Raw genomic sequence first — 14,962 nt, 5'->3', positions numbered from 1 at the left:
TAGCATGGGGAACGTGGTGACTCTGGAAGGGATCCGGTGGCTGACCGCCTGATCGTCAAGGGCGCACGGGAACACAACCTGCGCAGCGTCGACCTCGATTTGCCGCGCGACGCGCTGATCGTCTTCACCGGCCTGTCCGGCTCGGGAAAGTCGTCGCTGGCGTTCGACACGATCTTCGCCGAAGGCCAGCGGCGCTACGTGGAATCGCTGTCGGCGTATGCCCGCCAGTTCCTGGGTCAGATGGACAAGCCCGACGTCGACTTCATCGAAGGGCTGTCCCCGGCGGTGTCCATCGACCAGAAGTCGACCAACCGCAACCCGCGCTCGACGGTCGGAACGATCACCGAGGTCTACGACTATCTGCGGCTGCTGTACGCCCGCGCCGGCACACCGCACTGCCCGGTGTGCGGCGAGCGGATCGCCCGGCAAACCCCGCAGCAAATCGTCGACCAGGTGCTGGCGATGCCGGAAGGGACGCGGTTCCAGGTGCTGGCCCCGGTGGTGCGCACCCGCAAGGGTGAGTTCGTCGACCTGTTCGAGAAGCTCAACACGCAGGGCTACAGCCGGGTGCGGGTCGACGGTGTAGTGCATCCGCTGACCGATCCGCCGAAGCTGAAAAAGCAGGAGAAACACGACATTGAGGTCGTGGTGGACCGGCTGACCGTCAAGCCCAGCGCCAAGCAGCGGCTCACCGAATCGGTGGAGACCGCGCTGAGTTTGGCCGACGGCATCGTGGTACTGGAGTTCGTCGACCACGCACACGACGCCCACAACCGCGAACAGCGATTCTCCGAGAAGCTGGCCTGCCCCAACGGGCACGCCCTGGCCGTCGACGACCTTGAGCCACGGTCGTTTTCGTTCAACTCGCCCTACGGCGCCTGCCCGGAATGCAGCGGCCTGGGCATCCGTAAGGAGGTCGACCCCGACCTGGTGGTGCCAGACCCGGAGCTGACTTTGGCGCAGGGCGCGGTGGCGCCCTGGTCGATGGGGCATGCCGCCGACTACTTCACCCGGATGATGGCCGGGCTCGGCGAGGTGATGGGCTTCGATGTCAACACTCCGTGGCGCAAGCTTCCGGCCAAGGCGCGCAAGGCGATCCTCGAAGGCTGCGACGAACAGGTGCACGTTCGCTATCGCAACCGCTACGGCCGCACCCGGTCGTATTACGCCGATTTCGAAGGCGTGATGGCGTTCCTGCAACGCAAAATGCAGCAGACCGAGTCGGACATGATGAAGGAACGCTACGAGGGTTTTATGCGCGACGTGCCGTGCCCGGTGTGCCAAGGGACACGGCTCAAGCCGGAAATCCTGGCGGTGACGCTGGCCGCGGGAGACCGGGGCAAGAAGTCCATCGCCGAAGTGTGCGACCTGTCGATCTCGGAGTGCGCTGACTTTCTCCAGCATCTCACCCTCGACCCCCGTCAACAAGCCATCGCCGGGCAGGTGCTCAAGGAAATCCTGTCGCGGCTCGGGTTCCTGCTCGACGTCGGGTTGGACTACCTGTCGCTGTCACGGCCTGCCGCGACGCTGGCCGGCGGAGAAGCACAACGCATCCGGCTGGCCACACAGATCGGTTCGGGCCTGGTGGGGGTGCTCTACGTTCTCGATGAGCCGTCGATCGGCCTGCACCAGCGCGACAACCGTCGGCTCATCGAAACGCTCACCCGCTTAAGGGATTTAGGCAACACGCTGATCGTCGTCGAACACGACTTGGACACGATCGCGCATGCCGACTGGATCGTCGACATCGGCCCGGGGGCAGGGGAGCACGGCGGCCAGATCGTGCACAGCGGACCCTACGACGAACTGCTGCGCAACAAGGACTCGATCACCGGCGCCTACCTGTCCGGTGCGGAAAGTATTGAGGTACCCGCGATTCGGCGGCCCGTCGACAAGCGGCGCCGGCTCACTGTCGTGGGCGCCCGCGAGCACAATCTGCGCGGCATCGACGTATCCTTCCCGCTCGGGGTGTTCACCTCGGTGACCGGCGTCTCCGGCTCCGGAAAGTCGACACTGGTCAACGACATCCTGGCCGCGGTGCTGGCCAACAAACTCAATGGTGCCCGCCAGGTTCCGGGCCGCCACACCCGGGTCACCGGGCTCGACCACGTCGACAAACTGGTGCAAGTCGACCAGTCGCCGATCGGACGCACACCCCGCTCCAACCCGGCCACCTACACCGGGGTATTCGACAAGATCCGGACCCTGTTCGCCGCCACCACCGAAGCCAAAGTCCGCGGCTATCAACCGGGCAGGTTCTCGTTCAACGTCAAAGGGGGCCGCTGCGAAGCATGTTCGGGTGACGGCACCATCAAAATCGAAATGAACTTCCTGCCCGATGTGTATGTGCCCTGCGAGGTGTGCCATGGTGCGCGCTACAACCGGGAAACCCTCGAGGTGCATTACAAGGGTAAGACCATCGCCGAAGTGCTCGACATGTCGATCGAGGAAGCCGAGGAGTTTTTCGCGCCGATCACCGGCATCCACCGGTACCTGCGCACCCTCGTCGACGTCGGCCTCGGCTATGTGCGACTCGGTCAGCCGGCACCGACCCTGTCCGGCGGTGAGGCCCAACGGGTAAAGCTGGCCTCCGAATTGCAGAAGCGCTCCACCGGGCGCACCGTGTACATCCTCGACGAGCCCACCACCGGGCTGCATTTCGACGATATCCGCAAGCTGCTCGGAGTCCTCAACGGCCTGGTGGACAAAGGCAATACGGTGATCGTCATCGAGCACAACCTGGATGTGATCAAGACGTCGGACTGGATCATCGACCTGGGGCCGGAAGGCGGTGGCGAGGGCGGGACGATCGTGGCCGAAGGCACGCCCGAGGACGTCGCGGCCGTGCCGCAGAGTTACACCGGCAAGTTCCTGGCTGAGACCCTCGATGTTCCGGTCAATGCGGCACCACGGTCGAACCCGCGTCGCCGCGTCAGCGCCTAACGGCTCTCGTATCGCCGAGTGTGTAGGTTGTGCCCGACAAATCGACGAAATCGCGCCCACAAGCTGCACACTCGGCGGAACATCAGCTCTGGTGACAAGGTGAGCCAGCTGGTGGCGGTGGCCCATCGGGGCCGCGACGCGGTCCGGCTACGATGTCGCCGCGAGCGGGCAGCACGGTCAGCACCCGGGGTGCGATGGTAACCTCGTCGCCCCAAGGTTTTCCGGGAGCGGGATCGGATGACCGCGCGAGCCCGGGAAGCGCGGCCCGCAGTTCGGCCGCGCTGGCAGGTCCCTCCTCGGCCAGGTGGCGCAGTACCGCGCCGTCCGCGCCGGCACCTGCCTCATCGGCGATCAGCCGCCGACGCTCGTTCTCAGCGACCCGGTCGCTGACGGCCAGCTGAACCATTGGTATGGACTGGCCGGGTCGGTCGCGTGCAGGTCGACCAGCGGCGAGGACCGAGCCGATCGGGTCGGCAGGCGGCCGAACAGTCAGAAAACGCCTGCGCACCAGGCGGTTTCGCCGCTCGGCAACGCTGAATGTCCGCACCGGTTTAGTGGTTGTCCTTGCGCATCGATTCGCGGATGGCCGCCAGTCGTTCGGCTGCCGCCTTGTGGCGCGCCTCGTACTGCTCCTCGATACTCCGTCCCTCTGGGGTTTCGGAGTCCAACTCGGCTGCGCCGATTGACGTTTCGTATCGGGTCTCGATCTTCTCCCGGACCGAATCGAATGTCGGCACACCCGAGTTGTCGTAGCCGGGTTCGGTGTCCGGCGTTCTCGAACTGGCACCAGGCTCGGCAGGAGGACGCTTCGCAGTGTCAGGCATCTGGACATGCTACCGTCCCCTGTTTGCTGTCACCTCGGATACCTGGCTGCGCATCGGCTCGCGGTGACATAGCGTGCTAGGGGTGGTTGATTTCGCGTTGCGATCATGTGGTCTACGTGGGCATGCGACGTTTGCCCCCGACGAGCCGGCGCTACGGGAGCGCTTGAAGGCCGATACTCCGGCCGGCGAGGCATGGCGCTGCTTGCGGTGCGAAACCTTTGTTGTCGGACCTCCCCGCCGGAGCGGTCCGGCCGACACGGCGCCGGAGATTCCGCGCGGAAGGCTGCTGCGAGACCGGACATTGATGCGAGCGCTGGCGGTCGAACGCGCGATTCGAGGCGCCGTGTTCGTGGTGCTGGCGGTCGGTGTGCTCGAGATCCGTGGGTCGCGGGCACGGCTGCAGCAAGCGTTCGAGCAGGACCTTCCGTTGATTCGGCCGTTGGCCAATCAAATCGGGTGGGACCCGGACAACTCGAAAATCGTCCGCCACATCGTCCACCTCTTCACGCTGTCGTCGTCGACGTTCCTTTGGATCGCGCTCGGTTTCGCCGCGTACGCCGCGATCGAGTTTGTCGAAGCCGTCGGGCTGTGGCTGGTAGCGCGGTGGGGCGAGTATTTTGCGGTGGTCGCCACCAGCGTATTCCTGCCGCTGGAGATCTACGAGCTCACCGAAAAGGTGACGGCTCTTCGGGTCACCGCATTTCTGATCAACGTCGTCGCGGTGGTGTGGCTGCTGTGGAGTAAACGGCTTTTCGGGCTCAACGGCGGCGGAGAGGCCTACCGCGAAGAGCATCGGACAGAAAGCCTGCTGACCGTGGAGCGAGCGGGCCTGCTCGAAACCGCCGAGCAGACAAGCGATTAGTCGCTGACGCTACTTCTGCGCGGCGTGGCGGTGCGGCACCGACCCCGGGGCGGGCGCGGGTGGAGACGACGCGCTGGGCAAGGGGATTCGGGGCACACCAGGAGTTCCCACCTGGCCAGCCAGCCATGGCAATGCTGTCGTGAAAGCCCGGCCCGCGAATGGCCAGTCGTGTTTGCCCGGTTGGGCGATCACCGCACAGTCGATGCCTTTGGCGCGGCCTAGCGTGCACAGCGATTCTGCGGCCACGGCCTGCTCATTGGGGTGAGCGGCTGCCGCGCGGCCAACCACGCCGGCGGTGTCGGCCGCCTCGACGCGGGGGTGCTCCGCCACCGCGCCGTCCGAGTTGACCGCGAACCACCCGGAAACCCCGCTGTAAGGACCGTGCCGCTTGATCACGGTGGTTGGGTCGAACGCAGCCCACGCGGCGGCGTTTCCGCCGAATAATCGGGCGATGGTCTGTGCCTTGGTTCCCGAATTGGGGCCCAGGTCACCGGCGATGTCGACAAACGTGCTGAACAGCTCGGGGTGCATGACGGTTAGATCGACCGCACACGTTCCACCCATCGACCAGCCGACCACCCCCCCAGTTGGACCGATCCGGGCTGACGCCGAACGTCGACACCATGAAGGGCAGCACATCCTTGGTGAGATGGTCGGCGGCGTTGCCGCGGGTGCCGTTGACGCATTCGGTGTCGTTGTTGAACGCGCCCCCCGGAGTCCACGAACACCAACACCGGCGCGTTGCCACCATGAGCGGCGGCGAACTCGTCGATGGTGGTGACCGCATTGCCGGCGCGCAGCCAGTCGGCGGGTGTATTGAATTCACCGCCGATCATCATCACGGTGGGCAGCCGCGGCGGCGGGGTGCTGGCAAACCATGCCGGCGGCAGATACACCAGCTCGCCGCGATGCTTGAAATGCGACGCATCGGCGGGGATGGTCACTGGGACCACGCTGCCGCGGGGCGGAAGTGCCGGCTTGCCGGCCATCGCCGCGATCGCCGTCTTGTCGGTTTGGTCCGGCAACGGACCGGCGGTGACCTGATTCCACGCCGTCTGCACCGTCGGGAAATAGCCCACCCACTCGTTGAGCGCTAGCGCAGAGCTCAACAAGCACAACGGCACCGCCCCGATCGATGCCGCGCGCCGCCACCAGCGGGCGCTACGCCAGCCCACCAGCAACACCGCCGCGGCGGCACCGGTCAGCGCAACCCACAGCCACAGCGCGAGCGGCGCCGGGTCGTCGGCGAGGCCGTCGCTGTCAATGAACCATCGCGCCCCAACGGCGACCGCGACTCCCATCGCCGCCGCCACCGGCAGCCTCAGCATCCACCAGCGGCGCGATCGCCGCCCCACAGCCAACACCAGCACGACGGCGGTCAGCGCCTGGATCGTGATCGGCAGCCACCCGTGCATCAGCGAGGTGTGGTGACCGACCAGCAGCGGCGCGGCAACCGTCGTCGACCAAGCTGGCACGTCGTTCATTGCCTTCCATTGTGGCGGATGCGCAAACCGGTTCACCGCGGCTTGGCTAATGGGAACGGCAAAATCTCGCGGATGCTGCGGCCAGTGATGAGCATGACGAGGCGGTCGACCCCCATGCCCAGCCCGCCGGTGGGCGGCATCGCGTATTCCATCGCCTGCAGGAAATCCTCGTCGAGCTCCATGGCCTCGGGGTCGCCGCCGGCGGCTCGCAAGGATTGCTCCTGCAGACGGCGACGCTGCTCCACCGGGTCGGTGAGCTCGGTATAGGCGGTGCCCAGCTCGACGCCCCAGGCCACCAGATCCCAGCGTTCGGCCACACCGCGCTTGCTGCGATGCGGCCGGGTCAGCGGCGAAACCGAGATCGGGAAGTCGATGTAGAAGGTGGGCTGCTCGGTGCGGGCTTCGACCAGATGCTCGTAGAGCTCGAGCACCACCGCCCCAGCGTCCCAGCGTCGCAGATACGGGATGTTGGCGGCATCGGCCAGCTTGCGCAGTGTCGCCAAGTCGGTGTCGGCGTCAACGTATTCACCGAGTGCCTCGGACACCGCGTCGTGCACGGTTTTTATCGGCCACATACCGGAGATGTCGACCGGTTTGAGGCCGTTGCCGTCGTCGACCGGACGCAGTACAACCTGCTCGCCGTGCGCGGCCTCTGCCGCGCTCTGGATCAGCTCCCGGGTGCCGTCAACCCAGGTCCGATAGTCGGCATGGGCCTGGTAAGCCTCCAGCAGCGTGAATTCGGGATTGTGACTGGAGTCGACGCCCTCGTTGCGAAAAGCCCGGCCCAGCTCAAACACCCGCTCGACGCCGCCGACGCACAGCCGCTTCAAGTAGAGCTCGGGCGCGATCCGCAGGTACAGGTCCATGTCGTAGCTGTTGATGTGGGTGATGAAGGGACGTGCGCTGGCGCCGCCGTGGATCTGCTGCAGCACTGGCGTCTCCACTTCGACAAACCCTTTGGCGAACAACGTCTCCCGCAGCGAACGCAGCACCTTGCTGCGAATTGTGATCAGTTCACGCGACTCGGCGTTGACCGCCAGGTCCAGGTAGCGGGTCCGCACCCGGGCCTCGGCGTCGGTGAGCCCCTTCCACTTGTTGGGCAGCGGCCGCAGGCACTTGCCGATAAGCCGCCATCGGCGGACCAGCAGCGAGCGCGTCCCGGTCTTGCTGAACCCCATGTGGCCGGTGACTTCGACCAAATCGCCGAGATCAACCGCCCTGGTGAAATCCGCGGCACGGCCCGCCTCCAGCAGCGAATTATCAAGCAGCAGCTGCATTTCCGCTGACCAGTCGCGCAGTTGCGCGAACAGCACGCCCCCGAAGTCGCGGATACGCAGCACGCGGCCCGATACCGAAACCGCCGCGTGGTCATCGGCCGCCAACGCCTGGGCGACGGTATGACTGGGCGGGCAGCCCACCGGGTAGGCGTCGATGCCTTTGCCCTGCAGCGTCTTCAGCTTGGCCAGTCGCACCCTCATCTGCTCAGGCAGCCGGGTACGCGGCTCGTCGGCTCCGGGCACGTGAATCCGTTGCAGGGCGCAGAGATCCGGGGCGCTGCCATCCTGGTGCAACAGCCCGCTCGCCGCCAGTGGCCGGGGCACCGAAGGGTGGTGGCCGGTATGTTGCCTGTTGCGCCGGGTGAAGGGCAACACCAGAAACCCCTCGGCGATCACCGACGCCACGCCGACCCGCGGGATCATCCGCGCATCCTCGTAGCAGGCGTACCGCGGCACCCATTCCGGTTGGTATTTCTCGTTCGAGCGGTACAGCGTCTCCAGCTGCCACCAGCGCGACAAGAACACCAGCAGTCCGCGCCACAACCGTGCGATCGGACCGGCACCGAGCTGGGCGCCTTGCGCGAACGCAGAGCGGAACATCGCGAAGTTCAATGAAATGCGGCTAATCCCAAGGCGTTCAGCGTGTAGGGCCAACTCACTGACCATGAGTTCGATGGTGCCGTTAGGGGATTGCGGTGATCGACGCATCAGATCCAGGGACACCCCGGTGTGCCCCCACGGCACCAGCGACAGCATCGCCACCACCTCGTGGTCGGGCCGCAACGCCTCGACCAGCAAGCAATCGGAATCGGCGGGGTCGCCGAGCCGGCCCAACGCCATCGAGAAGCCACGCTCGGTTTCGGTGTCCCGCCAAGCGTCCGCGCGTTCGATGACGTGTGCCATCTCGTCCGGCGGGATCTCCAGATGCCGTCGGATGCGCACGGTCAGCCCGGCGCGCCGGGCCCGAGTGACCGCCTGACGGACACTGCGCATCTGCGGGCCGGACAGTTTGAAATCCGCGGTGTGCAGAACCGCTTCATCGCCCAGCTCCAAGGCGTTCAAACCGGCATGCCGAAAGGCCTGGGCGCCTTGCGAACTCGCACCCATGACACCTGGCGCCCAGCCGTAGGACTGGCACAACTGCAACCATGCATCGATCGCCTGCGGCCACGCGTTAGGGTCCCCGATGGGATCGCCGCTGGCGAGGCAGACGCCGACCTCCACCCGGTAGGTGATGGCGGCGCGTCCGTTGGGGGCGAACACCACCGACTTGTCGCGGCGGGTCGCGAAGTAGCCCAGGGAGTCGTTGTGTCCGTACAACTCGAGCAGCCCGCGGATTGCGGACTCGTCTTCGCCGGTCAGTGCGTTTTCGGCGCGCTGAGATTGAAACAGCACGATCGCCGCGGCGATCAGCGCCAGCGCGCCGAACAACCCGAACAGCGCGTTGAGGACGACGTCCGGCCTGCCCTGAAACAGATCCGGGTCGGCCAGTGCGAACCCAATGACCCGGTTGACGACGTACGGCAACCGATCCTGGCGAGCCAGCGAGCCGGGAAACAACTCGACCAGCCCCCAGGACAGCAGGATCCCGATCGCCCACCCGGCGAGCAGAACCCCGGCCGCCTTGTACAGCGCGCCGCGGCGGACCTTGGCCCAGAATTCCCGGTAGGCCAAGACCAGCAGGATGATCGCGGCCACGTGTAGGGCGAGCCCGAGATTCTCGCCGAAGGTTTCCAGCCGGGTGTTGTCGCCCGCCACTAGGTCCGCGATGTTGAGCCCGGCGGCGATGAGCAGGTTGCCGAGCAGCGCCCACCAGGCGATGCGCTTGCGTGCGGTCAGCGCGCCGGCCAGCAACGCCAGCACAAACGACCACGCGAAGCTGGTGTCGGGAAAGTTAAAAACGTAGTCGTTGATGAACTCCCGTGGCACCTTGATGAGCCACCGGACCAGCGGTGACACGCTTGCCACCAGCGACAGGGTGGCAATGACACCGACGGTCCAACCGGCTGCTGCTGGAACCCAGTGGTACCGGGAGGCCGGCCGGCTCGTGGTTACGGTCACAGACCGCGAGGATATTCGCTGAACCTGGGACACGCGTGAGACCACTTCGCGGCGCAGCCGTGCATCGGTCCCGTCGAACACATCATGACTGCTAAACTGGCCGATGCGACCGTCCCGGCGAAGGCTGGGGACAGCAAGTGGAGTCCCACTCCCACCGCTGGCCACGGGAACTTCCCGAAGGCTCAGCGGTCCGGTCACAGGCAACCTGCCTGTTCTGCGCACCGCGCAGGCGGCTCCCGCCGCGACCGGTCGGCATTAGGGCCCTGCTGCAGCAGGGCCTTTTTGCTGATGGCGGATTCCGCCTGTTGCGCCCGGCAGAGTCGGCGCCGGTCATGATTGAGGCAATACGACACAGGGAGGCCACATCAGCACTGAGACCCGCGTCAACGAGCGCATCCGCGTACCTGAAGTCCGACTGATAGGTCCGGGAGGAGAGCAGGTAGGCATCGTGCGCATCGAAGATGCACTCCGCGTCGCCGCGGACGCCGATCTCGACCTTGTCGAAGTCGCCCCCAACGCCAGACCGCCGGTCTGCAAGATCATGGACTACGGCAAGTACAAATACGAGGCGGCGCAAAAGGCGCGCGAGTCTCGCAGAAACCAACAGCAGACCGTCGTCAAGGAACAAAAGCTACGACCAAAGATCGACGATCACGACTACGAGACCAAGAAAGGCCATGTGATCCGTTTCCTGGAGGCGGGATCGAAGGTCAAAGTCACGATCATGTTCCGCGGACGCGAGCAGTCCCGGCCCGAACTGGGCTATCGACTGTTACAGCGCCTGGGTGCAGACGTCGCCGAGTACGGCTTCGTCGAGACGGCCGCCAAACAGGACGGACGCAATATGACCATGGTGCTGGCGCCCCACCGCGGCGCGAAGACCCGAGCCAGGGCGGCGCGACAAGCGGTCGCACCCATGCCCGAGCCGCCACCCAACGGCGATACCGAACCGTGATCGACCTGACACGAGAGCAGAACTGAGGACCATGCCCAAAGCCAAGACCCACAGCGGGGCTTCGAAGCGGTTCCGGCGCACCGGGACCGGCAAGATCGTGCGGCAGCACGCCAACCGGCGGCACCTATTCGAGCACAAGCCCACCACCCGGACCCGGCGGCTCGAAGGCCGCACCGCGGTGTCGACGGCCGACACCAAGCGGGTCAAGTCGATGCTGAACGGCTGACCAGATCACTACGTTCGAACGAAGATAGGAATAGCAATGGCACGCGTAAAGCGGGCAGTCAACGCCCATAAGAAGCGGCGCACCGTCCTGAAGGCCTCGCGAGGCTATCGCGGCCAGCGGTCTCGGCTTTACCGTAAAGCCAAAGAGCAGCAACTCCATTCGCTGAACTATGCGTTTCGTGACCGCCGGGCGCGCAAGGGCGAGTTCCGCAAGCTGTGGATTTCGCGGATCAACGCTGCAGCGCGCGCTAACGACATCACCTACAACCGGCTGATCCAGGGCCTCAAAGCGGCCGGCGTCGAAGTGGACCGCAAGAACCTCGCCGACATCGCGGTGACTGATCCCACAGCGTTTACCGCGTTGGTCGATGTCGCGCGGGCAGCGCTGCCGGACAACGTCAACGCGCCTTCGGGAGAAGCTGCCTGACATCACGCTCGGGTCCGGTGCTCACCGAACGCTCGGGCCGGGTGGTCGCCGCGGCCAAACTCCACCGCCATGTCCGGCGGCGCCGCGCGCAGCGGTTTCTCGCCGAAGGCCCCAACCTCGTCGAAGCCGCATCCCGGCGGGGTTTGGTGCGGGAAATATTCGTCACCGAAGCCGCGGCACGCCGACATGGCGAGTGGTTGCACACCCAGGACGTACCGGTCCATCTGGTGAACGACCGTGCTGCCAAAGCACTTTCGGAGACAGTGACGCCGGCGGGCCTGGTTGCGGTGTGCGAGCTGCCCGCCACCCGCTTGGAAGAGGTGCTAGCCGGCAATCCTGCGCTGATCGTCGTCGCCGTCGAGATCGGTGAACCCGGCAACGCAGGCTCCCTGATCCGCATCGCTGACGCGCTGGGCGCCGCTGCGGTGGTCCTGTTGGGGCACAGCGTCGACCCCTACAACGGCAAGTGCCTGCGCGCCTCCGCGGGCAGCATCTTCGCAATCCCGGTCGTCGTCGCACCGGATGCTGACGCGGCTGTCGGGGCAATGCGCAAGCGGGGCCTGCAGGTGCTGGCGACCACTGTGGACGGGCCGACCAGCCTCGAGGACGTCGAACCGCTGCTGAACCGACCGACGGCGTGGCTGTTCGGAGCTGAGTCGCATGGCCTGCCGGCCGAGCTCGCCGCGCTGGCTGACCACCGGGTGCGCATCCCTACGTCCGGCGGCGCGCAGAGCCTCAATGTGGTCGCGGCAGCTGCGATTTGCCTATATCAGAGTTCACGCGCGCTACGCTGACCGGCGCCCGCGCTGCCCAACTCACGCCGCGGTGCCACGACCCCAGGCCGGACGCAGGCCGGCCAGCGAAAACGTGGTGTGCACCAGCGAGCCGGCCCGCTCCATGATCGTCTTGCGTGGCGGGATGTAATGCATCGGCAAGCCGCGCCGGTCACGCGGCGGCGCCGTGAACCGCGGTGCTTCCACCAGCGGTGCATCGGGGCGAATCCGGCCTTGCGCACGCCGGTAGCCGGCCAGCGCCCGCGGGTGTAACCGTATCTCGTCGGGCACCGCCAAAAACGCCAGCTCCACGAACTTGCCGAACAGCCGCAACAACACCTCGTCTCCCGGTGTCCAGCGCATTCCGGCCTTCTCGCGCACCGGGGGATCGAACAACCCGGCGGCGATCCAACGCTGACCGGCCATCCACGGCTTGAACAGCTGATCCCACAGCGGGGTGGGCATCGGCACGAATTTCGGCTTGGGGATTCGCATCTGGAAGATGTCGCGGGTGGCCGGGTTGAGCTCCAACCGTTCGCGGCATACCCGGTCCCAGTACTCCTGGAATTCCTCCCACGACTTGGGCACCGGTCGCATGCTCATCCCATACATCCGGTACCACTGCACGTGCTCATCGAAAAGCTGGCGCTTCTCGGCCTCGGTCAGGCCGCCGCAAAAGTATTCGGCGACCTTGATCACCAGCATGAAGAACGTGGCATGCGCCCAATAAAAGGTCTCGGGGTTCAGTGCGTGGTAACGACGGCCGTTGGCGTCGACGCCTTTGATGGTGCGGTGGTAGTCCTTGATCTGTTGGGCGGTATGGGCCGCACGGTCGCCGTCGTAGACGACACCCATGATCGGGTACACCGAACGGGCCACCCGCTGCAGCGGTTCTCGCAGCAGGATCGAATGCTCCTCAACACCGGCGCCGAGCTCCGGGTACATGTTCTGGATCGCGCCGATCCACACGCCCATCATCCCCGTGCGCAGGTCGCCGAAGTACTTCCACGTCAGCGAGTCCGGCCCCAACGGAGTGGCGGTGGCTGGCGCAGGCTGGCCTCCCGGATCACCCTCGAAGTCCCGAGGCAGGGGTTTGGCCGACGTCGTTGGTGTGGCGGTCATGACGGCCTCCTGATCCTGGTACGACACACGATAATGTTGACAACATATGTTGTCTACCATTTCCGGGGTGTGCCGCCTGGCGGTCTCAGCCGGCGCCGACAGCACCACCCGAGGCTGTTTGATCAGGCCTTCTTCCGGACGCGGTGGTGCAGATCATGGCGCGACTCGTTGCTCCTCGCCGCGGCGTCCCCCTATGCTCGGCAAAGTGGAACTCGGGCCCGATCCGGCATCCGGCAAGCCCGAGCAAGCGGCGACCGCGTCGGCTGCGCGCGACTCGCGACGGCTTTCGCCGGTGCAGTGGCTGCGCAGCAAGAACGAAAGTCCGAAAGTCGTGGAATTGCTCCGCCGTGCGCGACGCGCGCTGCCCGGTGACCCCGAGTTCGGTGACCCGTTGTCCACGGCCGGAGACGGCGGTCCCCGCGCCGCCGCACGCGCAGCGGGTCGAGTCCTCGGCGACCGTGGTGCGGCATCCCGGGAGGTCGGCCTGGGCGCGCTGCAGCTGTGGCAGGCGTTGACCGAGGCGGTTTCTCGCCGACCGGCCAATCCCGAGGTGACGTTGCTGTTCACCGACCTGGTGGGATTCTCCGAGTGGTCGCTGAAAGCCGGCGATGACGCCGCGCTGAAGCTGTTGCGGCGGGCGGCGCGGGCCGTCGAGCCGCCGCTGCTGGATGGGGGAGGGCGCATTGTCAAACGCCTAGGCGACGGCATCATGGCGGTGTTCGACAACCCGGTCGCTGCTCTGCGTGCCGCCCTTGAGGCAGAGAAATCCCTCAAATCCGTTGACGTCGAAGGCTATACACCACGGATGCGGCTCGGCATCCACACCGGCCATCCGCGGCGGGTGGCCGCCGACTGGCTCGGCGTCGATGTCAATATCGCCGCCCGGGTCATGGAACGTGCCACCAAGGGCGGCATCATGGTGTCCGGTCCCGCACTGGACAAGATTCCGCAATCCGAACTGGAAAGGCTCGGCGTCGTCGTCAAACGCGCCCACCGACCGCTGTTCGGCGGCAAGCCCAGCGGTGTTCCCGCGGACATGGCCATCTACCGGATCGAAACTCCTAGGGAACTGACAGGTGCCGATGCCGACGACGACACCGGCCGGCAGGCATAGTGGGTGCCGATGATTCTTGGGATGCTGTCGCGGTTGGCACGGGTTCGCATCACGCTCAGTTACGCGGCCGCCCTGGTAGCGGTCAGCACCACGCTGGTGCTCCTCGGTCCCCGAGTGCAGCACCAAGTGATCCTGCACGTCAGCACCAACCTGCATAACTTGGCGCGCGGGAAAATCGGCACCCTGTTCGGCAGCGCATTCGTCATCGACGCCGCCCCGATGTACATCTGGCTGCCGGGTCTGGTCTGTCTGCTTGCGCTGGCGGAATTACATTGGCGCAGTGGCCGGCTCACGCTCGCGTTCTTGCTCGGCCACGTCGGCGCGACCCTGGTGGTGGCGGCCGGATTGGTCGCCGCGATCGAATTCGGCTGGCTGCCGCTGTCGATCAGCCGGGCCAGTGACGTCGGGGTGAGCTACGGCGCTGTCGCGGTACTCGGCGCGTTGACCACCGCGATCCCGCGGCGCTGGCGGCCGGTCTGGATGGGTTGGTGGCTGGCGGTCGCGGTGTCGAGCGCTGCGCTGGGCGCCGAATTCACCGATGCCGGGCACACCGTCGCGCTGCTCATCGGCCTGGCGCTGGCCACCCGCTTCGGCCGGCCCGCGCACTGGACGCCGGTGCGATATGCGTTGCTGGCGGTGGGCGCTGCGTTCGGCTTCCTGTTGCTGGCGCACACCGCGGTGACCGCGCTGACTGGCTTGGCGCTCGGCACGCTCAGCGGCGTGGCCGCCCACACGATCGTGCGCTGGCGCTTGACGCGCAAGCCCCTGGAGACGTCCGCGCTGGCCGCCGAGGAGCCCGTCGCGCAAAAGCTGAGCCGGGTTCCCCGCAGCTCACCGGCCTAAACGGACCGGAAGGCGGCCGCGCCGATCACCTATGATCGGCACTTGCGTCCCG

12 protein-coding genes and 1 pseudogene are annotated in these 14,962 nt (G+C 66.2%); 8 read left to right on the top strand and 5 right to left on the bottom strand.

Going from position 1 to position 14,962, the window contains the following annotated elements:
• Positions 1-36 precede the first annotated feature (36 nt).
• Positions 37-2,943: an excinuclease ABC subunit UvrA gene (uvrA, locus tag MYXE_RS13005; protein WP_085198249.1), complete on the top strand. Its 2,907-nt coding sequence runs from the start codon at positions 37-39 to the stop codon at positions 2,941-2,943.
• An 82-nt stretch (positions 2,944-3,025) separates the two neighbouring features.
• Here uvrA and MYXE_RS13000 read toward each other — a convergent pair whose 3' ends face one another.
• Complete coding sequence (locus MYXE_RS13000; RefSeq protein ID WP_003920401.1) at positions 3,026-3,349, bottom strand: DNA glycosylase AlkZ-like family protein; 324 nt, start codon at positions 3,347-3,349, stop codon at positions 3,026-3,028.
• Between the two features lie 145 nt (positions 3,350-3,494).
• Positions 3,495-3,767 carry a hypothetical protein gene (locus MYXE_RS12995; protein WP_003920402.1) on the bottom strand — a complete coding sequence of 91 codons (273 nt, stop codon included), beginning with the start codon at positions 3,765-3,767 and terminating at the stop codon, positions 3,495-3,497.
• Between the two features lie 82 nt (positions 3,768-3,849).
• On the opposite strand from MYXE_RS12995, the gene MYXE_RS12990 reads away from it, so the two are divergent.
• Positions 3,850-4,629 (top strand): DUF2127 domain-containing protein, encoded by a 780-nt coding sequence (locus tag MYXE_RS12990; protein ID WP_039889917.1) that lies wholly within the window; start codon positions 3,850-3,852, stop codon positions 4,627-4,629.
• A gap of 9 nt (positions 4,630-4,638) precedes the next feature.
• Here MYXE_RS12990 and MYXE_RS12985 read toward each other — a convergent pair.
• A pseudogene (locus MYXE_RS12985) lies at positions 4,639-6,113 on the bottom strand (alpha/beta hydrolase).
• 32 nt (positions 6,114-6,145) lie between these two features.
• The gene (gene lysX / locus MYXE_RS12980) at positions 6,146-9,451 is read right to left on the bottom strand and encodes a bifunctional lysylphosphatidylglycerol synthetase/lysine--tRNA ligase LysX (RefSeq protein WP_050947693.1); all 3,306 of its coding nucleotides are present in this window, start codon (positions 9,449-9,451) and stop codon (positions 6,146-6,148) included.
• 364 nt (positions 9,452-9,815) lie between these two features.
• Between lysX and infC the strand changes: the two genes are divergently transcribed.
• From infC to MYXE_RS12960, 4 genes are read left to right on the top strand one after another with little or no spacing between them, the layout of a single operon-like run.
• Positions 9,816-10,406 (top strand): translation initiation factor IF-3, encoded by a 591-nt coding sequence (gene infC, locus MYXE_RS12975; protein ID WP_081485294.1) that lies wholly within the window; start codon positions 9,816-9,818, stop codon positions 10,404-10,406.
• A gap of 31 nt (positions 10,407-10,437) precedes the next feature.
• Positions 10,438-10,632 (top strand): 50S ribosomal protein L35, encoded by a 195-nt coding sequence (gene rpmI / locus MYXE_RS12970; protein WP_003920407.1) that lies wholly within the window; start codon positions 10,438-10,440, stop codon positions 10,630-10,632.
• A 36-nt stretch (positions 10,633-10,668) separates the two neighbouring features.
• Positions 10,669-11,058, top strand: coding sequence for a 50S ribosomal protein L20 (gene rplT / locus MYXE_RS12965; RefSeq protein ID WP_003920408.1), 390 nt, complete (start codon positions 10,669-10,671; stop codon positions 11,056-11,058).
• A 17-nt stretch (positions 11,059-11,075) separates the two neighbouring features.
• Complete coding sequence (locus MYXE_RS12960) at positions 11,076-11,852, top strand: TrmH family RNA methyltransferase (RefSeq protein ID WP_085198246.1); 777 nt, start codon at positions 11,076-11,078, stop codon at positions 11,850-11,852.
• A 21-nt stretch (positions 11,853-11,873) separates the two neighbouring features.
• Here MYXE_RS12960 and MYXE_RS12955 read toward each other — a convergent pair whose 3' ends face one another.
• The gene (locus MYXE_RS12955) at positions 11,874-12,953 is read right to left on the bottom strand and encodes an oxygenase MpaB family protein (RefSeq protein WP_081485306.1); all 1,080 of its coding nucleotides are present in this window, start codon (positions 12,951-12,953) and stop codon (positions 11,874-11,876) included.
• A gap of 205 nt (positions 12,954-13,158) precedes the next feature.
• Between MYXE_RS12955 and MYXE_RS12950 the strand changes: the two genes are divergently transcribed.
• Together MYXE_RS12950 and MYXE_RS12945 are read left to right on the top strand one after the other, a co-directional pair.
• Positions 13,159-14,067, top strand: coding sequence for an adenylate/guanylate cyclase domain-containing protein (locus tag MYXE_RS12950; protein ID WP_232061607.1), 909 nt, complete (start codon positions 13,159-13,161; stop codon positions 14,065-14,067).
• Between the two features lie 9 nt (positions 14,068-14,076).
• Complete coding sequence (locus MYXE_RS12945; protein ID WP_232061606.1) at positions 14,077-14,910, top strand: rhomboid-like protein; 834 nt, start codon at positions 14,077-14,079, stop codon at positions 14,908-14,910.
• Positions 14,911-14,962 lie beyond the last annotated feature (52 nt).

The sequence above is a fragment of the Mycobacterium xenopi genome, assembly GCF_009936235.1.
Classification (GTDB): domain Bacteria; phylum Actinomycetota; class Actinomycetes; order Mycobacteriales; family Mycobacteriaceae; genus Mycobacterium; species Mycobacterium xenopi.
The sequence above is the reverse complement of the archived record's forward strand: the minus strand, read 5'-3'. Positions and strand labels throughout refer to the sequence as shown.